20 protein-coding genes are annotated in these 23,265 nt (G+C 72.4%); 2 read left to right on the top strand and 18 right to left on the bottom strand.

What is annotated here, in order from left to right; translation table 11 throughout:
- Nucleotides 1-42: 42 nt before the first annotated feature.
- The 11 genes from GA0070562_RS16990 to GA0070562_RS16940 form a co-directional block, all read right to left on the bottom strand.
- The gene (locus GA0070562_RS16990) at nt 43-1,188 is read right to left on the bottom strand and encodes an LCP family protein (RefSeq protein ID WP_091422621.1); all 1,146 of its coding nucleotides are present in this window, start codon (nt 1,186-1,188) and stop codon (nt 43-45) included.
- Nucleotides 1,189-1,403: 215 nt separating this feature from the next.
- Nucleotides 1,404-2,849: a F0F1 ATP synthase subunit beta gene (gene atpD, locus GA0070562_RS16985; RefSeq protein ID WP_091422619.1), complete on the bottom strand. Its 1,446-nt coding sequence runs from the start codon at nt 2,847-2,849 to the stop codon at nt 1,404-1,406.
- On the bottom strand, nt 2,849-3,778 hold the full coding sequence (locus GA0070562_RS16980) for a F0F1 ATP synthase subunit gamma (RefSeq protein WP_091422615.1): 930 nt from the start codon (nt 3,776-3,778) through the stop codon (nt 2,849-2,851). Before GA0070562_RS16980 ends, atpD begins: the two co-directional genes overlap by 1 nt.
- Nucleotides 3,779-3,782: 4 nt before the next feature.
- The gene (gene atpA, locus GA0070562_RS16975) at nt 3,783-5,435 is read right to left on the bottom strand and encodes a F0F1 ATP synthase subunit alpha (RefSeq protein ID WP_091422611.1); all 1,653 of its coding nucleotides are present in this window, start codon (nt 5,433-5,435) and stop codon (nt 3,783-3,785) included.
- Nucleotides 5,436-5,520: 85 nt separating this feature from the next.
- Nucleotides 5,521-6,342, bottom strand: coding sequence for a F0F1 ATP synthase subunit delta (locus tag GA0070562_RS16970; protein ID WP_091422608.1), 822 nt, complete (start codon nt 6,340-6,342; stop codon nt 5,521-5,523).
- Nucleotides 6,342-6,881: a F0F1 ATP synthase subunit B gene (locus tag GA0070562_RS16965; RefSeq protein WP_091422605.1), complete on the bottom strand. Its 540-nt coding sequence runs from the start codon at nt 6,879-6,881 to the stop codon at nt 6,342-6,344. Before GA0070562_RS16965 ends, GA0070562_RS16970 begins: the two co-directional genes overlap by 1 nt.
- A gap of 29 nt (nt 6,882-6,910) precedes the next feature.
- The gene (locus GA0070562_RS16960) at nt 6,911-7,138 is read right to left on the bottom strand and encodes an ATP synthase F0 subunit C (protein ID WP_091422600.1); all 228 of its coding nucleotides are present in this window, start codon (nt 7,136-7,138) and stop codon (nt 6,911-6,913) included.
- 70 nt (nt 7,139-7,208) lie between these two features.
- A complete protein-coding gene (gene atpB / locus GA0070562_RS16955; RefSeq protein WP_091422597.1) occupies nt 7,209-8,006 on the bottom strand; it encodes a F0F1 ATP synthase subunit A in 798 nt (265 codons plus the stop codon).
- A gap of 11 nt (nt 8,007-8,017) precedes the next feature.
- A complete protein-coding gene (locus tag GA0070562_RS16950; protein ID WP_091423295.1) occupies nt 8,018-8,254 on the bottom strand; it encodes an AtpZ/AtpI family protein in 237 nt (78 codons plus the stop codon).
- Nucleotides 8,255-8,428: 174 nt separating this feature from the next.
- Entirely contained in the window at nt 8,429-8,860 is a 432-nt protein-coding gene (locus GA0070562_RS16945) for a hypothetical protein (RefSeq protein WP_091422593.1), read from the bottom strand.
- Nucleotides 8,853-10,142, bottom strand: a complete 1,290-nt coding sequence (locus tag GA0070562_RS16940) for a serine hydroxymethyltransferase (protein ID WP_175438771.1) — start codon at nt 10,140-10,142, stop codon at nt 8,853-8,855. Before GA0070562_RS16940 ends, GA0070562_RS16945 begins: the two co-directional genes overlap by 8 nt.
- Before the next feature lie 35 nt (nt 10,143-10,177).
- Between GA0070562_RS16940 and GA0070562_RS16935 the strand changes: the two genes are divergently transcribed.
- Nucleotides 10,178-11,641 (top strand): SDR family oxidoreductase, encoded by a 1,464-nt coding sequence (locus tag GA0070562_RS16935; protein WP_091422589.1) that lies wholly within the window; start codon nt 10,178-10,180, stop codon nt 11,639-11,641.
- A gap of 210 nt (nt 11,642-11,851) precedes the next feature.
- On the opposite strand, the gene GA0070562_RS16930 is transcribed toward GA0070562_RS16935, so the two are convergent.
- From GA0070562_RS16930 to prmC, 4 genes are all read right to left on the bottom strand, one after another.
- Entirely contained in the window at nt 11,852-13,960 is a 2,109-nt protein-coding gene (locus GA0070562_RS16930; protein WP_091422587.1) for a transglycosylase domain-containing protein, read from the bottom strand.
- Between the two features lie 112 nt (nt 13,961-14,072).
- A complete protein-coding gene (locus GA0070562_RS16925; RefSeq protein WP_091422584.1) occupies nt 14,073-14,684 on the bottom strand; it encodes an arsenate reductase/protein-tyrosine-phosphatase family protein in 612 nt (203 codons plus the stop codon).
- Entirely contained in the window at nt 14,685-15,329 is a 645-nt protein-coding gene (locus GA0070562_RS16920; RefSeq protein WP_091422579.1) for an L-threonylcarbamoyladenylate synthase, read from the bottom strand.
- Nucleotides 15,329-16,219: a peptide chain release factor N(5)-glutamine methyltransferase gene (prmC, locus tag GA0070562_RS16915; RefSeq protein WP_091422574.1), complete on the bottom strand. Its 891-nt coding sequence runs from the start codon at nt 16,217-16,219 to the stop codon at nt 15,329-15,331. Before prmC ends, GA0070562_RS16920 begins: the two co-directional genes overlap by 1 nt.
- A gap of 130 nt (nt 16,220-16,349) precedes the next feature.
- Here prmC and GA0070562_RS16910 point away from each other — a divergent pair, with 130 nt between their 5' ends.
- Nucleotides 16,350-17,903 (top strand): GGDEF domain-containing protein, encoded by a 1,554-nt coding sequence (locus GA0070562_RS16910; RefSeq protein WP_091422570.1) that lies wholly within the window; start codon nt 16,350-16,352, stop codon nt 17,901-17,903.
- 73 nt (nt 17,904-17,976) lie between these two features.
- Here GA0070562_RS16910 and prfA read toward each other — a convergent pair whose 3' ends face one another.
- The 3 genes from prfA to GA0070562_RS16895 all read right to left on the bottom strand — a co-directional run bounded on the left by prfA (nt 17,977) and on the right by GA0070562_RS16895 (nt 23,201).
- Nucleotides 17,977-19,065: a peptide chain release factor 1 gene (gene prfA / locus GA0070562_RS16905; protein WP_091422567.1), complete on the bottom strand. Its 1,089-nt coding sequence runs from the start codon at nt 19,063-19,065 to the stop codon at nt 17,977-17,979.
- 88 nt (nt 19,066-19,153) lie between these two features.
- On the bottom strand, nt 19,154-19,378 hold the full coding sequence (rpmE, locus tag GA0070562_RS16900) for a 50S ribosomal protein L31 (protein WP_091422563.1): 225 nt from the start codon (nt 19,376-19,378) through the stop codon (nt 19,154-19,156).
- A 367-nt stretch (nt 19,379-19,745) separates the two neighbouring features.
- Nucleotides 19,746-23,201, bottom strand: a complete 3,456-nt coding sequence (locus GA0070562_RS16895; protein WP_091422560.1) for a phosphodiester glycosidase family protein — start codon at nt 23,199-23,201, stop codon at nt 19,746-19,748.
- Nucleotides 23,202-23,265 lie beyond the last annotated feature (64 nt).

Genomic DNA, 23,265 nt, shown 5'->3' with positions numbered 1-23,265 from the left:
GGTGGTGAGAGCCGGACCACCACGGCCCCGCACCCGCTCAGGCTACTTGGTCTTCTGGACGAAATCGGGGTGCTCCAGCAGGAATGCGTCGAGCTGTTCGGTACGCAGTGCGGTGAAGAAGTCCTCCGCCGGTTCGAGCAGTTGCTCACCCCGGTAGTTGCTGCCGGTGCCGATCCCCCCGCCCGGCAGCTTGATCGTCTCGATCGCGTCCGGGCGGATGTCCTTCAGGGCCAGCCCGAAGTCCACCACGCTGTTGCCGCGCCCGTTGAAGACCAGCGACTTGCCGGCCGCGCGCAGCACCCGGTCCAGCTTGACCGGGTTGGTCACCACGTCGGCGCTGAACGCCTGGCTCGCCATCGCCTTGACGAACTGCTGCTGGTGCCGCTGCCGCCCGTAGTCGCCGTCCGGCACGCCGTTCTTCGGGTAGCGCTGCCGGACGTAGTCCAGCGCCTGCCAGCCCTCCAGGTGGGCGTTGCCCTTCTTGTACACCGCCTGCGGGCCGAGGTAGCCACCGCCGCCGGGCCGGAGCTGGCGCGGCGTGCCGTCCGGCTGGAGGTGCTCGGAGCGCACCTCCCGCTCGATGTACATGTCGACACCGCCCATGGCGTCGACGATCTTCTTGAAACCGCTGAAGTTGATGATCGCGCCGGCGTCGAAGCGCTTGATGCCGGTGACGTCCTGCACGGTCTTGGCGAGCAGTTCGAAGCCCTGTGCGGTGCTGGGGTTCTGCCCGGGTACGTTGCTGCCGTGCGACATGGCCGCGTTGAGCCGGTCGTTGGCGCCCGCGTAGTCGGCCTTGGGGAAGGCCGGGATGTCCACCCGCAGGTCGCGTGGGAGCGAGAAGAGATAGCCGCGGTCCATGGTGGCGGGCACGTGCAGGACCATGATCGAGTCGGCCAGCGGGCGGGCGGTCGACGTCCGGGGGTCCACGCCGACGAGCAGGATGTTGAGCGGGCCCTTGATGTCGCTCTTCTTCTCGTTGGCGCCGGCGGCCTGGTCACCGAAGAGGTCGGCCTTGCCCACCGATCCCTCGTAGCGGGCGACCAGGGCGCGGGAGCCGATCAGCACGGAGCCGCTGAGCACCACCATGACGATGCCCAGGATCGTGCAGACGCGGGCCCACCGGGGCACGCCGCGCCACATGGACCGCTTCCCGCGATCCGCGCCGCCCTTACCAGCCACGAGCATCTCCAATCGTCGCGCCCACGGGTAGGAAGACGGGCGCGGGGGTCCGTTTGGTTGCAGAGATCAACGGCCGGGATGTGAAGTCGTGTCAGGAACGGTACCGCGCGATGCGGTGAACCGCTTGCCGGAGAACCGGGCATCTGGTAGTGCAGGGCCCTGAACAGGCGAAGGCCGCCCCGGCTTTCGCCGGGACGGCCCTCGTGGGTGTGAGCGGGCTCTCAGCCCTCCTCGCCCATCAGCTCCTTGGCCTTGGCCCGAAGGTCGTCCAGGCCGCCGCACATGAAGAACGCCTGCTCCGGGAAGTGGTCGAACTCCCCCTCGCTGATCCGGCGGAAGGCGTCGATGGTCTCGGCGATCGGGACCGTCGAGCCGGCCACGCCGGTGAACTGCTCCGCCGCGTACGTGTTCTGCGAGAGGAACCGCTCGATCCGGCGGGCGCGGCCGACGGTGAGCTTGTCCTCCTCGGAGAGCTCCTCGATACCGAGGATGGCGATGATGTCCTGCAGGTCCTTGTAGCGCTGCAGGATCCGCTTCACCTCGGTGGCGACGGCGAAGTGCTCCTCGCCGACGAACTCCGGGGCGAGGATCCGGGACGAGGACGCCAGCGGGTCCACGGCCGGGTAGATGCCCTTGTCGGAGATCGACCGCTCCAGGTTGGTGGTCGCGTCGAGGTGGGCGAACGTGGTGGCCGGCGCCGGGTCGGTGTAGTCGTCGGCGGGCACGTAGATCGCCTGCATCGAGGTGATGGCCTGGCCCCGGACGGAGGTGATCCGCTCCTGGAGCTCGCCCATCTCGTCGGCCAGGGTCGGCTGGTAACCCACGGCGCTCGGCATACGGCCGAGCAGCGTGGAGACCTCGGAACCGGCCTGGGTGAAGCGGAAGATGTTGTCGATGAAGAGCAGCACCTCCTGCTTCTTCACGTCACGGAAGTACTCCGCCATGGTCAGCGCGGACAGCGCGACCCGCAGGCGGGTGCCCGGCGGCTCGTCCATCTGGCCGTAGACCAGCGCGGTCTTGTCGATGACGCCCGACTCGGTCATCTCGGCGATGAGGTCGTTGCCCTCGCGGGTGCGCTCACCCACGCCGGCGAAGACCGAGGTACCACCGAAGTTCCGGGCAACACGGGTGATCATCTCCTGGATGAGCACCGTCTTGCCCACGCCCGCGCCGCCGAACAGGCCGATCTTGCCGCCCTTGACGTACGGGGCGAGCAGGTCGATGACCTTGATGCCGGTCTCCAGCATCTCGGTCTTCGGCTCCAGGTCGGCGAAGGCCGGGGCCTTGCGGTGGATGCCCCACCGGTCGTCGGCCTGGATGGTCTCGCCCTCGGCGAGGTTGAGGCACTCGCCGATCGCGTTGAACACGTGGCCCTTGACCGCGTCGCCCACCGGCACGCTGATCGGCGCACCGGTGTCGCGCACCTCGGTGCCGCGGACCAGGCCGTCGGTCGGCTGCATCGAGATGGCGCGGACCAGGTTGTCACCCAGGTGCTGGGCGACCTCCAGGGTCAGCGTCTTCTCGCCGCCGGAGAGCGTCACGTTGACGTGCAGGGCGTTGAACAGCCCTGGCATGGCGTCGCGCGGGAACTCGGCGTCGACGACCGGGCCGATGACCCGGACCACGCGACCCGTGGCCGTCTTGGTCTCAACTGCGGATACAGTCATCACACTTCACTTCCCGACGCGGCCAGCGCGTTCGCGCCGCCGACGATCTCACTGATCTCCTGGGTGATGCCGGCCTGACGGGCCGAGTTCATCTCACGCGTGTACTTCTCGATCATCTCTTCGGCGTTGTCGGTGGCGCTCTTCATCGCCCGCCGGCGGGCGGCCGACTCACTGGCCGCCGACTCCAGCAACGCCGCGAAGATCCGCGTGTTGATGTACTTCGGCAGCAGGGCGTCGAGCAGCGACTCCGGCTCCGGCTCGAACTCGTACGCCGGCAGCAGGCCCTCGGACCGGGGCCGGTCCTCGACCTGCATCGGACCGACGATCCGGGTCACCGGGTTCTGCGTCATCAGGGACTTGAACTCGGTGTAGACGATGTGCAGCTCGTCCACGCCGAGGATCCCGTCGGCGCCGGCGTCGTTGTCCGTGTCGTCCGCGCCCGCGGTGAACGCCTTGATCAGCGTCTCACCGACCTCGCGGGCGTCCTCGAACGTCGGCTGCTCGGAGAAGCCCGTCCAGCTGGCGGCGATCTCCCGGTTGCGGAACCGGTAGAACGCCACGCCCTTGCGGCCGATGACGTAGAGCACGGGCTCCTTGCCGTCGGCGCGCAGGCGGGCGATCAGCGACTCGGCGGTCCGGATCGCGTTCGAGCTGTAACCACCGGCCAGGCCCCGGTCGGCGGTGACCAGCAGGACGCCCGCCCGCCGCACCCGCTCGCGCGGGGTGAGCAGCGGGTGGTCGATCCGCGCGTTCGAGGCCAGCGCCGTCAGCACGCCGGTGATCGCCTCGGCGTACGGCAGCGAGGCCGCCACCTTGGCCTGGGCCTTGGCGATGCGGCTCGTCGCGACGAGCTCCATCGCCTTGGTGATCTTCTTCATCCCCTTGGCGGAACGGATCCGCTGCCGGAGAACGCGTACCTGGGCGGCCATCGGATCAGCTCTCGGCCGGGCGGTCGGTGCTGCCGTCGCGGAAGCGGGTCACCGTCTCGCGGGTCTCCTCGCCCTCCAGCGGCTTGGCCGGCGCGTCGTTGACCCGGACCTCGTCCTCCTTGCCCAGGAAGACCTTCTTGAACTCGGCGATCGCGGAGTCGAGCGAGGAGATGATGTCGTCGTCCCACTTGTTGTCCGCGATCCCGGCCAGGACGCCCTCGTGCTTGTGCCGGAGGTACTGCAGGAACTCCGACTCGAAGCGGCGGACCTCGCCGACCGGGACGTCGTCGAGCTTGCCCTCGGTGCCGGCCCAGACGGAGACGACCTGCTCCTGCACCGGGTACGGCGAGTAGTTCGGCTGCTTGAGCAGCTCGACCAGGCGGGAACCGCGGTCCAGCTGGGCCCGGGAGGCCCGGTCCAGGTCGGAGGCGAAGGCGGCGAACGCCTCCAGCTCACGGAACTGGGCCAGGTTCAGCCGCAGCGAGCCGGCGACCTTCTTCATCGGCTTCACCTGCGCGGCGCCACCGACCCGGGAGACCGAGGTGCCGACGTTGATGGCCGGCCGGACGCCCTGGTTGAACAGGTCGGTCTCCAGGAAGATCTGGCCGTCGGTGATGGAGATGACGTTGGTCGGGATGAACGCCGAGATGTCGTTCGCCTTGGTCTCGATGATCGGCAGACCGGTCATCGAGCCGCCGCCCAGCTCGTCGGAGAGCTTGGCGCAGCGCTCCAGCAGACGCGAGTGCAGGTAGAAGACGTCACCCGGGTAGGCCTCGCGGCCCGGCGGGCGGCGCAGCAGCAGCGACACGGCGCGGTACGCCTCGGCCTGCTTGCTCAGGTCGTCGAAGACGATCAGGACGTGCTTGCCGCCGTACATCCAGTGCTGTCCGATGGACGAGCCGGTGTAGGGGGCGAGGTACTTGAAGCCGGCCGGGTCGGAGGCCGGGGAGGCGACGATGGTGGTGTACTCCATCGCGCCCGCCTCCTCCAGCGTCCCCTTGATGGAGGCGATGGTGGAGGCCTTCTGGCCGATCGCGACGTAGATGCAGCGAACCTGCTTCTTCGGGTCGCCGGAGCGCCAGTTCTCGCGCTGGTTCAGGATGGTGTCCAGCGCGACGGTGGTCTTGCCGGTCTTGCGGTCACCGATGATCAGCTGGCGCTGGCCGCGGCCGACCGGGGTCATCGCGTCGATGGCCTTGATGCCCGTCTGCAGCGGCTCGTCGACCGACTTGCGGGACATCACGTTCGGGGCCTGGAGCTCCAGCTCGCGGAAGCCCTCGTTGGCGATGTCGCCGAGGCCGTCGATCGGCTCGCCGAGCGCGTTCACCACGCGGCCGAGGAACGCGTCGCCGACGGGCACGGAGAGCACCCGGCCGGTGCGCTTGACGCGCTGACCCTCTTCGATCCCGCCGAAGTCACCGAGGACGACGACACCGATCTCCCGGACGTCGAGGTTCAGCGCCACGCCGAGCGTGCCGTCCTCGAACTCCAGGAGTTCGTTGGTCATGGTCGAGGGGAGACCCTCGACGTGGGCGATGCCGTCACCGGCGTCGGCGACGGTGCCGACCTCCTCGCGGGAGACGTCGGCCGTGTAGGAGGAGACGTAGCGCTCCAGGGCGCCGCGGATCTCCTCCGTCGAGATGGTCAGCTCGGCCATCCTCTGCTTCCTTAAGTATCAGGGGCCCGGGATACCTAGTACCGACCGGTCCGATGGCGTCGAATCAGGGCTGCTAAGACGCTGGTCAGCGCTTCGCGAGCGCGTTACGGGTCTCGTTGAGGCGGCGCAGGACGGTCCCGTCGTACAGGTCGGATCCGACCTGTACGCGCACTCCGCCGAGCACGTCGGGGTCGACCGTCTGCTTGACGGACATCTCCCGACCGTACATCTGGGAGAGGCGGGCGCCGAGGCGTCGCTCCTCCTCGTCGTTCAGCGGAGCCGCCACGGTCACGTACGCGACCTGACGCTCCCGCCGGTCGGCGGCCAGCTCGACCAGCCGGGCGAGCGCACCGGTGAGGGAGCGTCCCCCGAAGCCGGCGAGCGCGGCCTCGACGAGGCGGACGGTGACCGGGCGGGCCTTGCCGGCGAGCAGCTGCTGGGCCAGTTCGGCCCGCCGCTGCACAGGGGCCATCGGGTCGGAGAGCGCGTTGGAAAGCTCGCCGGAGCCGGAGACGACCTGCCCGAATCGGAACAGCTCGTCCTCGACCTCGCCCAGGTCGCCGGTCGCCTCGGCGCTCGCCAGGAGCGCCTCCACGCCGAGCCGCTCGACGCCGTCGAGCAGCTCCGACGGGGCCGACCAACGGCCGGAGACCAGCGCGGCGAGCAGGTCGAGCGCGTCCGCGCCGACCTTGCCGCTCAGGATTCCGGTGAGCAGAGTGGTGCGGTCCTCACCCGAGCGCGCCGGGTCGGACAGCGCCCGGCGCAGCCGCGGCTCACGCCGCAGCAGGGCGGCGACGGAGAGGATGTCGTCGGCGGTGGAGGCCACCGCCGACGGCTCCGCGCCGCGGGCGTACGCGTCGAGGCGCTCGGCCCCGGCGGAGTACGACTCCCGGCTGGCGGCCTGCATCAGCGGGCCCCCGTGCTCTCGAGGCCGCTCAGGAACCGGTCCACGGTGCCCTTGCGACGCGCCTCGTCGGCCAGCGACTCACCGACGATCTTGCTGGCCAGGTCCACCGCGATGGTGCCGACCTCGGTGCGCAGCTCGCGCACGATGGTGGCCCGCTCCGCGGCGAGCTGCTCCTTGCCGGCGGCGATGATCCGGTCGGACTCCTCGCGCGCCTTGGCGAGGATGTCCTGGCGGATGCCCTCGGCGTCGGCCCGGGCGTCGTCACGGATCTTGGCGGCGTCGGTACGCGCCTCCGCGAGCTGGGCCCGGTACTGCTCGAGCAGCTGGTTCGCCTCGGCCTGCGCGGCCTCGGCTCGCTTGATGCCGCCCTCGATCGCGTCCACCCGGGCCTGGAACGTCTGCTCCATGCGCGGGAAGACGAACTTCATCAGCACGAAGCAGAGGACACCGAAGGCGACCAGCCCGACCACGATCTCCTGCCAGACAGGAATGATCGGGTTGTGGGTCGTCTCACCACCCTCAGCGGCGAGGAAGTACATGGGAAAACCTCCCGGTCAAAGGGGCTGGTTCAGCCGGCCCAGATGAAGCCGAAGGCGATGCCCAGCAGCGCCAGCGCCTCGATGACGGCGAAGCCGATCCAGACGTACGGAAGGGTCATCCGGGACGACTCCGGCTGACGGGCGGTCGACTGGATGTAGGCCGAGAAGACCAGGCCCACGCCGATGCCCGGGCCGATGGCCGCGAGACCGTAGCCGATGGCGGCGGTGCTGCCCTCTACCGCGGCGTAGATGTCCATTGGTTGGTTCCTCCTGGTTATCACGCGTGACGGTCACGCGGGACGACAACGGTTGGTGCGAAAGATCGGATCAGTGCTCGTCGGCGAGGGCGCCCTGCACGTAGCTGGCGGTCAGCACCGTGAAGACGTACGCCTGCAGACAGATCACCAGGAACTCGAGGAAGGTCAGCGCGATCGTCATCACCCAGGACAGCACCGAGACCGGTGCCAGCCAGACGTTGGCGCTGAGCATGGCGAACCCGCCGAGCGTGAAGACCAGCAGGAGCATGTGGCCGGCGAACATGTTCGCGAAGAGACGGACGGCCAGCGAGAACGGCCGGACCAGGAACGTCGAGAAGAACTCGATCGGGACCAGCAGCGGCAGGATGTACCAGGGCGCCGGCGGGACCAGAGAGGCCTTGACGTACTTCACGAAGCCGTGGTGCCGGATGCCGACCCAGATGAACATCACGTAGCTGATCACGGCGAGGATGGCCGGGAACGCGATGTGCGAGTTCGGCGAGATCTGGAAGAACGGCACGATCGCGAAGAAGTTCGTCAGCAGGATGAAGCAGAAGAGCGTGGTGAAGTACGGCGCGAACCGCACTCCCGCGTGCCCGATCATGTCCACCGCGATGTTGTTGCGCACGAAGCCGTAGATCGACTCGGCGAACCACTGCTTCTTGGTGGGGACCAGCTGCGGCTTCCGGTACGTCGCCAGGAAGAAGATGATCAAGATACCGACGGCGATCCACACCATCGCCGTGATCTTGGTGAACCAGTACGAGTTCTCCGCACCCCAGGGCAGGATGCTGGGCAGGTAGAAGTCCCCCACACTGGGTGGGAATTCCGCCTGGCCCTGAGCCAGGACGTTCGCCTGTCCGAACACCGCGTCCCTTCCTAAGTAGGCGTGCCCAGCCGGCGGACGACCAGGATGATGCCCCCGGCCATGCCGAGCACGACCCCGATGCCGGTGGCGACGCCGCCGGTATCGAGCCAACGGTCGACCAACCAGCCGATGAAACCCCAGACGAGCATGCCCCCGATGAGGTATGAGAGCGCGGTCCAACCCTGACCGGCACCGGACGGAACGTCGCCCGGGCCGCCAGTGTCGGGGGGTTTCTGGTCACCGGCCATGACGGGGCGAACGATATCAGTCGAGCAGAAGAGGCTGTGCCTCACCCCCCGCACAACCTGGTTGTGTGGGACACGGGCGGGCGAAGTCGTCTGGAGGCACGGTACTCCTCCCCCGCCACTGAGAGAATGACCGATCGCGGACAGACCCACGCGTCGCCCGAAGGGTGGGACGGCTCAGCGCGGCATCCGTCGGGCATGGACCGTGGTCAGCCACCAGACGTGCACGCCGGTCCACACGACGACGCCCGCGGCGATGCCGAGACAGAACGGGATCAGCCCCGGCCACCCGGTCGAGGCGACCAGCACCATCACCCCGCCGAGCGCGGTGATCTTGGCGACGTAGAGGCCCAGCCCGAACGGCAGCACGAGCTGCGGGTCCTTGGAGTCCGCCCAGGCCAGGACCACAGTGGTGAGCGTGTAGCTCGCCGCCGTGACGGCCACCCCGGCCGCCGCGCCGAGCGCGCCGTCCGCGCCGCGCCACACCCCGCCCGCCACCGCCGCGACAGCGGCGAGCACCGCCACCGCGGCCAGCAGCACGGGCAGATGACGCAGTCGCCAGCCGCGGTCCGCGGTCTCCTCCGCCGCGCGCGTCCCGGGCTCAGCCACGGGGGTACGCCGGGAACTCGGTGACCAGCTCGGTCACGTCCGCGGCGATCCGGGTCAGCTCGTCGCCGCCCCCGGGAGACTCCGGATCCGTCCGTACCGCCCGTCCGATCAACGTGGCGATCCGGCGCATCTCCCCCTCCCGCATGCCCTGGGTGGTGACGCTCGGCGAGCCCACCCGGATGCCGGAGGCCACCGCCGGCGGCTGCGGGTCGTACGGGACGGCGTTCTTGTTGAGCGTGATGCCGGCGGCGTCGCAGCGGGCCTCGGCCTGGGCGCCGGTCACGCCGGTCTCGCGCAGGTCGAGCAGGGCCAGGTGCGTGTCGGTGCCGCCGGAAACCGGCGGCAGCCCCTCCGCGGCCAGCCCGTCGGCGAGCGCGCGGGCGTTGGCGACCACCTGCGCGGCGTACGTGCGGAACTCCGGCTGCGCGGCCTCGCGCAACGCGACCGCCTTGGCCGCGACGGCGTGCATCAGCGGGCCGCCCTGGGTGAACGGGAAGACCGCCTTGTCGATCCGGGCCGCCAGCGGCTCCCGGCTGAGGATCATGCCGCCGCGCGGGCCGCGCAGCACCTTGTGGGTGGTCGCGGTGACCACGTCGGCGTACGGCACCGGGGACGGGATCGCGCCGCCGGCGACCAGGCCGACGAAGTGCGCGGCGTCCACCATCAGGTACGCGTCGACCTCGTCGGCGATCTCCCGGAAGCGGGCGAAGTCGATCAGTCGCGGGTACGCGGTCGCGCCGCAGATGATCATCTTCGGCCGGTGCGCGCGGGCCAGGTCGCGTACCTCGTCGTAGTCGATCGTCCCGGTGTCCCGCCGGACGGTGTAGCCGACCGGGTGGAACCACTTGCCGGAGAAGTTCACCCGGCTGCCGTGGGTCAGGTGCCCGCCGTGCGGCAGGTCCATGGCCAGCACCGTGTCACCCGGCTGCACCAGGGCGGCGTACGCGGCCAGGTTGGCGCTCGCCCCGGAGTGCGGCTGGACGTTCGCGTGCTCGGCGCCGAACAGCTCCTTCGCCCGGGAGACGGCCAGCTCCTCGGCCCGGTCCACCTCGGCGCAGCCGCCGTAGTAGCGCCGCCCCGGGTAGCCCTCGGCGTACTTGTTGGTGAGCGTGGAGCCCAGCGCGGCCAGCACCGCCGGCGAGGTGAGGTTCTCGCTGGCGATCAGCTGCAGGCCGCCGCGCAGCCGGTCCAGCTCGCCCAGCACCACCTCGGCGATCTCCGGGTCGACGGTACTGAGCTGCTGGAAGTCCGGTCCCCAGAAGGTGTCCCTCGCGTTCTCCACAGCGAAGGAGTCTACGGAGCCGCACACTGGAGGCCGTGAGATGCCTCGTCACCGGTGCTACCGGCTACATCGGCGGACGCCTCGCGCCCCGGCTGCTGGCCGAGGGGCACACCGTACGCTGCCTGGCCCGCACCGCCGGGCGGCTGCGGGACGTGCCGTGGGCGGCCGAGGCGGAGGTCGTCGAGGGCGACCTGCGCCGGCCGGAGACGCTGCCGGCCGTGTTCGCGGGCATCGAGGTCGCGTACTACCTGGTGCACTCGCTGGGCCAGCGTGGTTTCGAGGCGGCCGACCGGGAGGCGGCGACGAACTTCGCCGAGGCGGCGCGCGCCGCGGGCGTACGCCGGATCGTGTATCTCGGCGGGCCGGAGCCGGCGGAGCGCGAGGGCCTGCCCTCGGCGCACCTGCGCTCCCGGGCGGAGGTCGCGCGGATCCTGCTGGCCAGCGGTGTGCCCACTGCGGTGCTGCGCGCCGCCGTGATCATCGGATCCGGTTCGGCCTCGTTCGAGATGCTCCGCTACCTGACCGAACGGCTCCCGGCGATGGTCACCCCGCGCTGGGTGCGCAACCGGATCCAGCCGATCGCGGTCCGGGACGTGCTGCGCTACCTGGCCGGCTGCGCGCACCTGCCGGCCGACGTCAACCGGGCCTTCGACATCGGCGGCCCGGACGTGCTGACCTTCACCGAGATGATGCAGCGCTACGCCCGGGTGGCCGGGCTGCGGCCCCGGGTCATCCTGCCGGTGCGCCCGCTCACCCCGTCGCTCTCCTCGCACTGGGTCGGCCTGATCACGCCGGTGCCGAACGCGATCGCCCGGCCGCTGGTGGAGAGCCTGGTGCACGAGGCGGTGGCGCACGAACACGACATCGCCCGGTACGTGCCGGACCCGCCGGACGGGCTGACCGGCTTCGACCAGGCGGTCGCGCTGGCGCTGACCAAGGTGCGCGACGCGCAGGTGGAGACGCGCTGGTCGAACGCGAGCGGGCCGGACGCCCCCGCCGAGCCGCTGCCGTCGGACCCGCGCTGGTCCGGCGGCACCGCGTACACCGACCTGCGGGAACGGGTGGTGGACGCGCCACCGGCGGCGTTGTGGCGGGTCATCGAGGGCGTCGGCGGCGAGAACGGCTGGTACTCGTTCCCGCTCGCCTGGTCGGTGCGCGGCTGGATGGACCGGCTGATCGGCGGCGTCGGGCTGCGCCGGGGCCGGCGCGACCCGCACCGGCTCCAGGTCGGCGAGGCGCTGGACTTCTGGCGGGTCGAGGAGATCGTCCCGGGCGAGCTGCTGCGGTTGCGCGCCGAGATGCGGCTACCCGGGCGGGCCTGGCTGGAGATGCGCGCCGAGCCGGACGGGGACGGGCGCAGCCGCTACGTCCAGCGCGCCGTGTTCCTCCCGCGCGGGCTGCCCGGTCACCTCTACTGGGCCTCGGTGGCCCCGTTCCACGCCGTCGTCTTCGGCGGCATGGCCCGCAACATAGCCCGAGGCGCCGAACACCCGGGCTGACCTCCCCCGCGCCCCGCCCCACACCCCGCGCCACCCCGCGCCGCGCCCCGCGCCCCGCGCCCCGCGCCCCGCGCCCCGCGCCCCGCGCCCCGCGCCCCGCGCCGGCGATCTTGCACTTGCGGCCCTTGATGCGCCCGTTATGCACTTTCTATCCGGGCAGCAAGTGCAAGATCGGCGCGGGGCGGGGCGGGGACGGCGGGGCGGGCGGGGTCAGTTGCCGGTTCGGGGGCTGGTGTGCTGGAAGGCGACCGCCTGGCCGGGCGGGACGAAGTCGCGTACCGGCTCGTCGCGCAGCGACCACGCGAGGATGCGGCCCACTGCGGCGATCTGCCGTTTCTGCACGCCGCCGCCGACCGCGTCCCGCGGGTCGTCCGGGTTCGCGGCGATCGTCGCCACCGACAGCTGCGGGGTGAACGCGACGACCGTCTCGGTGGCGTTCCGCTCCGAGCTGCCGGTCTTGCCCGCCACCGGCCGGCGCAGGCCCGGGGCCAGCTCCTCGGCCGTGCCGCCGTCGCAGCGCCGGTACATCGACTGGTCGCCGACCGGGCAGCGGCTGGCGTCGGCCGCCGCGCGGGCCACCTCGGTGTCGAGCACCTGCCGGCAGTCGGTGTTCCCGGCGGCCACCTTCCGGCCGGCCGGGTCGGTGATGGAGGTGACCGGCGTGGGCCGGCACCAGGTGCCCTCGGCGGCCACGGCGGCGTACGCGCCGGCCAGGTCCAGCGGCGTGGTGGCGGAGACGCCGAGCGTGAACGGCCCCCAGCTCTTGGCACCCTCGCGGGCCATCTTGGCGTCGGCCGGGGCGCGGAACACGATGCCCAGCCGCTGGGCCATCTCGACCACCCGGTCCGCGCCGACGCGCTCGGTCAGCCACGCGAAGTACGTGTTCACCGACCGGCCGAACGCGTCCCACATGTCCCGGTCGCCGTCCATCCAGTAGGTGTTGGCGTTCGCCGGGCACCACCGGCCGCCGCAGCTCGCCGGGCCGGCGCCGACCGGGTACTGCGTCACGTAGACGCGCGGCGCGTCGAACTCGGTGTCCAGCGGCAGCCCGGACTCCAGCGCGGCCAGCAGGGCGAACAGCTTGAACGTGGAGCCCGCCTGGTAGCCGGTGATGCCACCCCCGCCGGCCACCAGCTGGTTGACCGTGTTCGGGTAGTTCTGCTGCCCGTCCGGGTTGGCGGTCGTGCCGTAGGTGCGGTTCACCGCCATGGCCAGCACCCGTCCGGTGCCCGGTTGCACCACGGCGGTCGGCGCGGCGCGCTGGATCGTCTCCGGGTAGATCTCCCGCACCTGCTCGCTCGCCTTGGCCTGCACGTCCGGGTCGAGCGAGGACACGATCTTCCAGCCGCCGCGGCGCAACGTCCGCTGCCGCTCGTCGACGTTCTCGCCGAACGCCGGCTGGGCGTTCCACCACTGGGTGAACCAGTCGCAGAAGAAGCCCCAGTCGTTGTGGTCGGCGGGCACGGCGGCGCAGTCGTTCGGCGTGGTGTTGGGCTTGAGGGCCAGCTCCGTGGCCTTCGCCGCCTCGGCGTCGGCCGCGCTCACCCGGCCGGTCTCCACCATCCGGTCCAGCACGTACGCCCGGCGTTGCAGCGCCGAGTCGGCGTCCCCGTTGATCGGGTCGTCGGCCGGGGAGCGGACCAGCCCGGCGAGCAGCGCGGCCTGGGCCAGCGTGAGCCGGTCCGGCGTGGTGGCGAAGTAGCGCTTGCTGGCGGCGGCGATGCCGTACGCCCCGGCACCGAAGTACGCGATGTTCAGGTAGCGCCCGAGGATCTCGTCCTTGCCGACCTGCCGTTCCAGGGTCAGCGCGTACCGCATCTCGCGGATCTTGCGCCCGACGGTGATCTCGGTGGCGGCGGCGCGTTGCTCCTCGGTCAGCCGGGGGTCACCGGCCAGCGCGTTGCGCACGTACTGCATGGTCAGCGTGGAGGCGCCCTGGCGGGTGCCCTCGCGACGGTTGGCCGTGAACGCCCGTGCCACGCCGCGCACGTCGACGCCGTGGTGCTCGTAGAAGCGCACGTCCTCGGCGGCCACGATCGCGTCGCGCATCACCGGCGCCACCTCGCCGACCGGCACGTCCACCCGGTCCTCGACGTAGAACGACGTGATCAGCGTCCGCCCGTCGTTGGCGTACAGGTTGGAGCGCTGCGCCGGCTGCGGCGTCTTGAGCGCCTCCGGCAGCACCGTGTACGGCATCAGGTTCTTCACGCCCAGCCCGAAGACCAGTGCGGCCGGCAGCGCGGCGGCGGCCAGGGCCAGTCCGGCGAGCACGCCGGCGAGCACAACGGTGAACAGCTTGTCGAGATAGGCCCGGTTCATCAGCTCTCCCCGCAGGAGCCGGCCGTACGGACCCGTTCAGAATGACCGGATTGCTCGCTTTTGCCGACACCTTCCGCGAAATGCGCAGGAAGTTCGCGAGGAAGGATGAATCTCAGGGCAGTAGTGCGGCAGCCAGCGGCTGCACCGTCTCCTCGATCTCGTCCGCGACCCGGCTGAAGCACTGGTCGCCCCGGCCCCACGGGTCGTCCAGATCGTCGGTGGACAGCGCGGAGGCGTTCTGCCGGGCCGCGTCGGCGGCCGCCACCAGCGCGACGCCGCGCGCGTACACGGCGTCCGGCGTCGGCTCGGCCGGCGGCAGGGCGGACCGGTCCAGCCCGCCGAGCAGGCGGCCGAACTCGCCGAGGACGAACGTGCGCGCGGCGGCGTCCGGCCGCAGCGCCACCACGTACTCCTGCTGATCGGCGGTGGCGGTGAGCACCAGGTCGGCGGCGTCGATCAGGTCGGAGCGCAGCCGCCGGGCGGCGAACCCCTCGGTGTCACCGCCACGCGAGATCACCTGCCGGGCGGCGGGCGGGTTCATCTCCTCGCCCGCGTGCCAGCCGCCGGTGCCGGCGCTGTGGCTGTGCACGAGCGCGTCCGACCCGGCCGGGTCGACGTCGAGGCGGGCCAGCCGCTCGCGGACCGCGAGCAGCAGCAGCCGCTCGGCCATCGGAGACCGGCAGATGTTGCCCATGCAGACGTGCAGGACGGTGAAGGGCGGCACTCAGACCCCCCGCTCGTCGAGGATGTCCGGCACGACCTCCCGCAGCTTCGCCAGCGTCACCGCGCCCTCGCGCAGCACCCGCGGCACGTCGCCGGTCAGGTCGACGATGGTGCTCGGCACCGGGTCCACCGCCGGCCCGGCCTCCAGGTACGCCCGGACGCCGTAGCCGAGCTGCTCGCGTGCCTCCTCGGCGGTGAGCGCGGCGGGCTGGCCGATCTTGTTGGCCGACGCGACGGCCATCGGCCCGGTCTCCCGCAGCACCTCCAGCGCCACCGGGTGCAGCGGCATCCGCACCGCCACCGTGCCGCTGTTGTCGCCCAGGTCCCAGGCCAGGCTCGGCGAGTGCTCCACCACGATGGTCAGCGCACCGGGCCAGAACGCCTCGACCAGGTCGCGGGCCGCGCCGGGCAGCGAGAAGACCAGGCCGTCGAGCGTGTGCCGGGAACCGATGAGCACCGGGGGCGCCTGCCGGGCCGCACCCTTCGTGTCCGCCAGGGCCTTCACCGCGTACGGGGTGAAGGCGTCCGCCCCGATGCCGTAGACCGTGTCGGTCGGCAGGACGACGAGTTCCCCGTTCTTGACCGCCTCGACGGCAGCGGCGATGCCGCGGTCCCGGTCGGCGGGCGACCGACAGTCGTAGAGCATCACGAGGAGTCAGTCTGCCACGCCGGGGCCGGGTCGGCGTGGGTGCCGTCCGCCCGCCGGGACGCGCTCGCCCAGCGGGGCCGCCCGGCCAGGTCCCGGTGTTCCGCGACCCGGTCGTAGCGGCCGTCGCCGCGCAGCAGCGCCGGCACCGCCGCCGCGTGCGTGTCGTCGTGCTCGATGCCGATCGCGCCGCCCGGGCGCAGCAGCGCGGCGGCCCGGTCGACCACCGGCCGGATCACGTCCAGCCCGTCCGCGCCGCCGAACACCGCCTCGTCCGGGTCGTGCCCGGCCACCTCCGGCGGCACCGTCACCGACCTCGGCACGTACGGCGGGTTGCAGAGCAGCACGTCCACCTGTCCGGCCAGGTCGGCCAGCAGGTCCGGATCGGTCACGTCGGCGGCCACCACGTCGATCGGCCGGTCCCCGGCGGCGGCCCGGCCGGCCGCGTTGCGCCGCAGCCACGCCAGCGCGGCCGGGGACCGCTCCACCGCCACCACCCGGGCCGCGGGCACCTCCTGCGCGACCGCGAGGGCGATCGCGCCGGAGCCGCTGCACAGGTCGACCACGAGCGGCGCGGCGCACTCCCGGGCCCGCTCGATCCCCCAGCCGGCCAGCAGTTCGGTCTCCGGCCGGGGCACGAAGACGCCCGGCCCGACGGCCAGCTCCAGGTGCCGGAAACCGGCCGAGCCGAGCAGGTGCTGCAACGGCTCGCGCGTCAGCCGCCGCCCGACGAGCGCGTCCAGGCGGTCGCGCTGCGCCGGGGTGAACCCGTCGGCGAGCGCCAGCCGGCCACGCGGCACTTCCAGGACGTACGCGGCGAGCTGCTCGGCCTCGGCGCGGGGCGCCTCGACGCCGGCCGCCGCGAGCGCGCGCGCCACCCGGTTGATCACCAGCGAGGGGCGTTCGCGTTCTGTCCCTTCGGACGGGTGTTGCGGGAGTGCGGTCACGCAATAATCATGAGGCGTCGCGGCCCACCTCACGAGCGGGTGCGTCCGGGCGCACACCGCAGGGAGGTCGCGAGTGGGCTGGCTCGACCAGGTCGAGGACCAGGTTGACGCTCTCCGCCGCGCTCGGTCACTGCAGGAGGCCAGCCGGTCCGCGGAGGCGTGCGCCCTGCTCGACCGCGTCATCCGCACCACCGACGACCCGTACGCGCGCGCGGACGCCCTGGTGCAACGCCTGTCCGCGCTGATCAATCTCGGCCGCACCGCCGAGTTCACCCGGGCCGTCGAGGACGCCTCCGCCGCCGTACGCGACCTGACCGAGCCCTACCTGCACGGGCACCTCAACGCGCTGGCCGCGCTCGCCGCCCACCACCAGGGCGCGCTGGACCGGTGCGTGATGCACCTGGTCCGGGCCGCCCGTGCGCTCGGCGCCGACGACACCCCCGACCGGGACACCGCCTGGGGCTGGCACGACCTGGCGATGGCGTACTCGTACCTGAGCTTCCACGGCCACGCGCTCGGCGCGATCGAGCGCGCCCGCGAGGTGGGACTGAGCGCCGGCATCCCGGAGGAGACGTTCGCCGCCCCGGGGATCCGGCTGCGCAACGCGGTCGCGCTCGACCACAACGGCGACAGCGACGGCTGCCTGCGGGTGCTGCGCGACGTCGCCGGTGACCTGGCCCGGTTCCTGCGTGGCGGGGGCGCCGGCAACCTGCGCCCGAGCAGCCTGGCCGCGTACGGCTACGCCGCCGCCCGCCGGGCCGCGCTCGGCGACCGGGTGGAGTCCGCCGGGGACGCCGACCCGAACCGGCTGCTCGGCCACGGCGGCGACAGCGCCCGCGCCCGCGACCTGCGCCAGCTCGGTCAGGTCTGCCTCGCGGTGGCCGCCGGCCGCCCGATCGAGGCGGTCACCCGGCTGGACTCGCTCCAGGTCTCCGACGAGACGCTCGGCGCGGCCGAGGCGCCCCGGCTGCGCAGCGTCGCGCTGGCCCGGGCCGGTGACCACGCCGGCGCGCACCGGGCCGACAGGCACGCGTTCCGGCTCGCGGCACGGCGCAGCGACCGGCTGCGGGACGTCTACATCGACGGCATCGCCGCCCGGATCGACCACGAGGAGATGCGCCGCGAGGCGGCCCGGTACGAGGGCGAGGCGCTCACCGACCCGCTCACCGGCCTGCCCAACCGGCGCCGGCTGGAGCGCTACCTGGGCGCTGTGGTGTCCCGGGGCGAGCGGGTGGTGATCGGCGTCTGCGACCTCGACGGGTTCAAGGCGGTGAACACCCGCCACGGCCACCACTCCGGGGATCTGGTGCTGCAACGGGTGGCCGGGGTGATCAACCGGGTGATGCGGCGGGGCGACTTCGTGGCCCGCTACGGCGGCGACGAGTTCGTCGTGGTGCTTCCCGACACCGTCATGCCGGAGGCCGTCGAGGTGGCCCGCCGGATCGAGGCGGCCGTCCGCACCGAGGACTGGGAGTCCCTCGTGCCGGGCACGCCGGTCGGGGTGACGATCGGTTTCGCCGAGGTCGACGGCAGCACCACTGTGAGCGTCCGGGAAGCGCTCGGCACCGCGTTCGAGCTGGCCGACCGGGAGATGCTGCGCGCCAAGGCGCGGTTGCGGGCGAGCTGAGGCCGTACCCCGAAGGTCGCCTTCGCGGGGTCCGCACGGGCGGCGCGGCGGCCTTCGCGCAGGCCGCGCCAGGTCAGCGGCGGGACAGCTCGGTCTCGCCGGCCAGCCGCGCCGCGCGGTCCGCCTCGGCCAGCGCGTCGAGCACCCCGTCCAGCTCGCCGGCCAGCGCCAGGTCCAGGTTGTACGCGGTGTAGCCGATGCGGTGGTCGGTGATCCGGTTCTGCGGGAAGTTGTAGGTGCGGATCCGCTCGGACCGGTCCACGGTGCGGACCTGCGCCTTGCGGGCGTCCGACGCCGCCGCGTCCGCCTGCTCCTGGGCCGCGGCCAGCAGCCGGGCGCGCAGGATACGCATGGCCTGCTCCCGGTTCTGCAGCTGCGACTTCTCGTTCTGGCAGGAGACCACGATGCCGGTCGGCACGTGGGTGATCCGTACCGCCGAGTCGGTCGTGTTCACCGACTGACCACCGGGGCCGGACGAGCGGAACACGTCGATGCGCAGCTCGTTCGGGTCGATGGTGACGTCGACGTCCTCCGCCTCCGGCAGCACCAGCACCCCGGCGGCGCTGGTGTGGATCCGGCCCTGCGACTCGGTGACCGGGACGCGCTGCACCCGGTGCACGCCGCCCTCCCACTTGAGCCGGGACCAGACGCCGTTGCCGCCCTCCGGGACGCCCTTGCTCTTGATCGCCAGCGAGACGTCCTTGACGCCGCCGAGGTCGGAGTCCTGCGCGTCGATCACCTCGGTGACCCAGCCGTGCCGCTCGGCGTACCTGGTGTACATCCGCAGCAGGTCACCGGCGAACAGCGCCGACTCCTCGCCGCCCTCGCCTGCCTTGATCTCGACGATCACGTCCTTGGCGTCGTGCGGGTCGCGCGGGATGAGCAGTTCCGCGAGCCGTTCCTCGAGCGCCGGCAGGGAGGCGGCGATGGTGTCCGCCTCGGCGGCGAACGTCGCGTCCTCGGCGGCCAGCTCGCGGGCGGCGACCAGGTCGGCCCGGGCCTGCTCCAGCTCGCCGGCTGCCTTGTGCAGCGGGACCAGTTCGGCATACCGACGGCCGACCCGCCGGGCGGTGCCCTGGTCGGCGTGGATGGCCGGGTCGGCCAGCCGCCGCTCCAGCTCGGCGTACTCGTCGAGGAGGGCGGCCAGGCGCTCACTGCTCATGCTGCGGATGCTCCTTGGGGATGAAACCGGCGCAAACGGACGAACGCCCGTGCCCGGCAGGAGCCGGACACGGGCGTCGTCGACGGAGCTACTTGGCCTTCTTGGCCTGAACCTTGGCGTACTTCTGCTGGAACTTCGCGACCCGGCCGGCGGTGTCCAGCACGCGCTGCTTACCGGTGTAGAACGGGTGGCAGGCGCTGCAGGTCTCGACGCTGATGGCGCCGCCCTTGGCGGTGCTGCGGGTCGTGAAAGAGTTGCCACAGGAGCAGCGGACCTCGGTGGTCTGGTACTCCGGGTGGATGTTGGGCTTCATGTCGCCTCGGTCCTTTCGTCGGTGGTCGCCGGGTCGCCGTCGGTGCTCCCCGTCGTCAGGACGGGCTCGGGCGTGAACCGGAACCGGTGGCCGATTGACCAGTCTGCCACGGGCGTCTGCCACCCGGCACAGGAGGTCCGCCACCTCCAACGCCGGCCCACCCGTCAGCATTCCCACCCCCGCCCCACCCACTCCCCCACCGCCCAGCCCTCGGGCCGGCCTCACCCCGTCGATCATGAAGTTGACGGTGTTTCCTGTGGCTTTTGTCCCGGCCAACTTCATGATCGACAAGATCGAGACGTGGGGTGGGTGGGGTGGGTGGGCCGGGGCTCCTCCCCCAGGTCGAGGAGCCCCGGCCCCTGGGGGGTCAGGCCGCGGGGGTCCGGACCGTGGCGACGGTGGTCACCTGGGTCTCGGCCTTCACTCCGTTCACCGTCACCGTCAGCTGCACCTGAGCGCCGGGGCGCAGGGCGGTGAGCGTGCCGGTGGCCGGGTCGAAGCGGGCGGCGTGCCAGGGGCGTACGCCCGCCGCGCCGCCGATGTGCAGGTTCGGCGAGCCGGACCAGTCGGCGCTGACCGGCGCTGCCACCGGCACCTGCCGGCCGCTGGGCTGGGTGAGCGTGGCGGTGACGTCCACCGGCGCTCCCCGGCGCACCTCGGCCGGCGCGGTCACCGCGAGCCGGTCGACGTGGGCGTGCATCTCCGCCGCAACCCATTGCGGTCCCTCGGCGAGCGGGTCACGGCGGGCCCGCTCGGCCTCCCCCGGCGTCACCGGGTCCACGCCGAACTCGGTCCAGCCGGTGAACCCGCCGAGCGCCGCCGGGGTGGACGGGTCCTTGCCCGAGTTGCCGTTGATCACGTACGGCACGCCGTCCACCCGGTCGGCGTGGAACGTGCCGACGTGGCCGTTGACCATCAGCGCGCCCTTGCCGGTGCGGTGCTGGAAGTCGGCCAGCCACTGCTCGACCAGTGCCGCCTCCTTGCGGTCGCCGAGCTGACTGGCCTTGGCCGGGCTCGGGTCGCGCGGCGGGTGGTGGAAGAACACCGCCACCGAGCCCACCGAGCGGTCGGCGGCGGCCTGGTCGAGCGTACGGCGCAGCAGTTCCACCTGGTCGAACCCGCCTCCGCGCAGCGACCCGGTGGCCGTGCTCAGCGTGAGGAACCGCGTGCCCCGGTGGTCGAAGACGCGCGAGGTGTCCCCGAAGACGCTGCGGAAGTTGTCGATCGGCGCGCCCATGATCTCGTGGTTGCCCGGCACGTAGTGGTAGGGCACCTCGCCGCCCAGTTCCTCGTCGAGGATGCGCTTGGCCAGTGCGAAGTCCGCCGGGTAGGCGGTGTCCACGAAGTCGCCGTTGATGATCAGGAAGTCCGGCCGGGCGGCGCGGACCTCGCGCAGCGTACGGCGGGCCTGGGCGACCAGGTCGCTGTCCGGGTTCGCGGCGACGAACTGGGCGTCGGAGAGCACCGCGAAGCGCCAGGGCGCCCCATCCACGGTGCCGTCGCGCACCACCACCCGGTCGGTGCGGTTCGGCTCCGGCGGCGCCTGCACGTCCGGCGGCACCCGCGCCACCAGGTCGTCGATCACCACCTCGCTGCGGTACTGCTTGGCCGGGTCGGTCTCGGCCACGTAGAACCGGCGCACCCGCACCGGGTACTGCACGCCCGGCGGTACGGCGAACTCGACGTACTTCCAGCCGGTCCAGTCCAGGTACGGGCCGCGCAGCACGAACTGGGTGTCCTGCGCGTCGTGCAGGTGCAGGCTGGGCCACTCGCCGGTGCCGTTGGCCTTGATCCACATACCGAACGCCTGCGGCTGGCCGGGGACGTCGATCCAGGCGGGCGGGTCGGCGTACGCGGCCCGGGTGCCGGTGGACTGGCTGAAGTCGTACGACATCCGCAGCCCGCCGCCGGTGTGCCCCTCGGCCGGGGCGACCGCCCCGGAGGCGCGGGCCTGGCTGAACTTCCAGGACGCGGCGTCATCGAACCCGGCCACCGGCACGTCGGTCAGCCCGACGGTCACCGGCAGGACCGTGCTGCGGTTGCCGACCCGCGCGGTGACCAGCGCCGAGCCGGTCGCGGCGAGCGCCTTGACGGAGAGGTTGCCGTCGGCGGTGGGGGTGACGGAGAGCAGCTCGCTGTCGTACTCCAGCTTCAGGTCGGCGGGCTCGATCGGCGCGGTGTTGCCCTCGGCGTCGTAGCCGACCACGCCGAACAGGCCGCTGTCGCCGGCCCGGTCCAGGCCGACCCGGTCGACGGTCCCGTCGATGCGCGCCAGCGGGCCGAGCACTGTCAGCTCGATCGTCCCCCGGGCCCGGCCGCGTGCGGCCGTGACAGTGCTGCGGCCGGGGACGGCGGCCCGGAACACGCCGTCGCCGTCCACCCGGCCGTGGGTGGCGTGCCAGCGCGGCTCGCCTGCCGCCGGGCCGTACGTCTCGTCGTATCCGGCGGCGGTGAGCCGGCGGGTGAGGCCGGGGAAGACCCGGTCCGGCCGGCCGCCGCGCACCGGCGCGACGCCGGGTGCGGCGGTCGGGTCGCTGGCGGTCTCCAGCCAGTAGCCGGTGAGCCGGCCGCTGCCCTTCGGGGCGTAGACGGCGAGCCCGTTCGGCACCGGCCGCTCGCTGCCGTCGGACGGGCTGTTCTCCACCTGGACCGTGGCCGCGCCGGGCTCCCGGGCCAGCAGCGTGGAGGAGCCGCCGCCGTCGAGGTTGAGCGCGTTCGCGGCGCCCAGCTCGGCCATCATGCGGCCCATCTCGGTCTGGGTGACGCCCCGGCTGTCCACCTGCCGCCCGTCCACCGTCAGCATGATCATCTTCCGGCCGTCGGCGGAGAAGCCGACAGCCGTACGCGGCGCCAGCGACTCGTCGGCGATGCTCTGCACCACGCCGTCGCGGACCAGCACGTTGCCGCCGCCGACGGCGGCGCGCAGGTCGCCGCCGTCGGAGGCCCGCGGCCGCCAGGTCAGGTCCACCGCGTCACCGGGACGCAGCGCGGCGAGCGCGTCGACGCCGGCCTCGCGGCCGAGCAGCACGGTGCTGCCGGCCGGGATCGGCCCCTCGCCCGCCGTGGTGGCGACGCTCGCCACCCGGCCGCCGGTCACCGTCACCTCGACCGTCCGGGCCGCGCCCTCCACGGCCCGCTTGCGGGTGTACGACCCCCAGAGCGGCGTGAACACGCCCACGCCGTCGCGCTGCACGATGTTGTTGAACTGGGTGAGCGGCACCGGCCCGGCGGGCAGCGTCGCGGTGCCCTCGAAGCCGACCTCGACGACCCGGCCGATGCCCTGGGCGCTGATCCCGACCGCGTTGGGGTGCCCGGCCACGGGCGACTGCACCAGCTCGCCGGAGCGGACGCCGACGCCCTGGGCGGCTCCGGAGTTGTTGATGTCGAAGAAGTCGCCGTTCACCGCCGCGACGGCACGGGACCGGTCCACCGCGGCGCGCAGCGGCTCGTCCTTCGTGACCTCGCCGGAGTTCACGTAGTCCACTGTCAGCCCGCCGGCCAGGTCGGCGGTGAGGGCGTCGGCGCGCAGCCAGCCGGCCGCGTCGTACCTGTCGAAGGAGGTCAGGTCGAGGCCGGGCGCGACCGGCCGGGTGGTCTTGGCGGTCTCCAGGCCGCCGGCCGGTTCCAGACCGGCGAGCGCGACGGCGGAGTCGGGACGGGACGAGGCGCGTGGCGCGTCCTCGGCGGAGGTGGCGGTGGCGGCCGACGGCGCGACAGCCGACGGCGCGGCCGTGGCGGCGGACGGCACCGGCGCGGTGAGTGTCAGCAACGGCGTCAGCAGCAGGACGCCGGCGAGATGGGCGGGTCGACTGCGGGTTCGCATGGACGACAGTCAACCCGACGGTGAACAGAAGTTTCAATACCTCGCGGCTTAACCGTAGAAAAAC

The sequence above is a fragment of the Micromonospora tulbaghiae genome (genome assembly GCF_900091605.1).
In the GTDB taxonomy this organism is placed as follows: Bacteria; Actinomycetota; Actinomycetes; order Mycobacteriales; family Micromonosporaceae; genus Micromonospora; species Micromonospora tulbaghiae.
The sequence above is the reverse complement of the archived record's forward strand: the minus strand, read 5'-3'. Positions and strand labels throughout refer to the sequence as shown.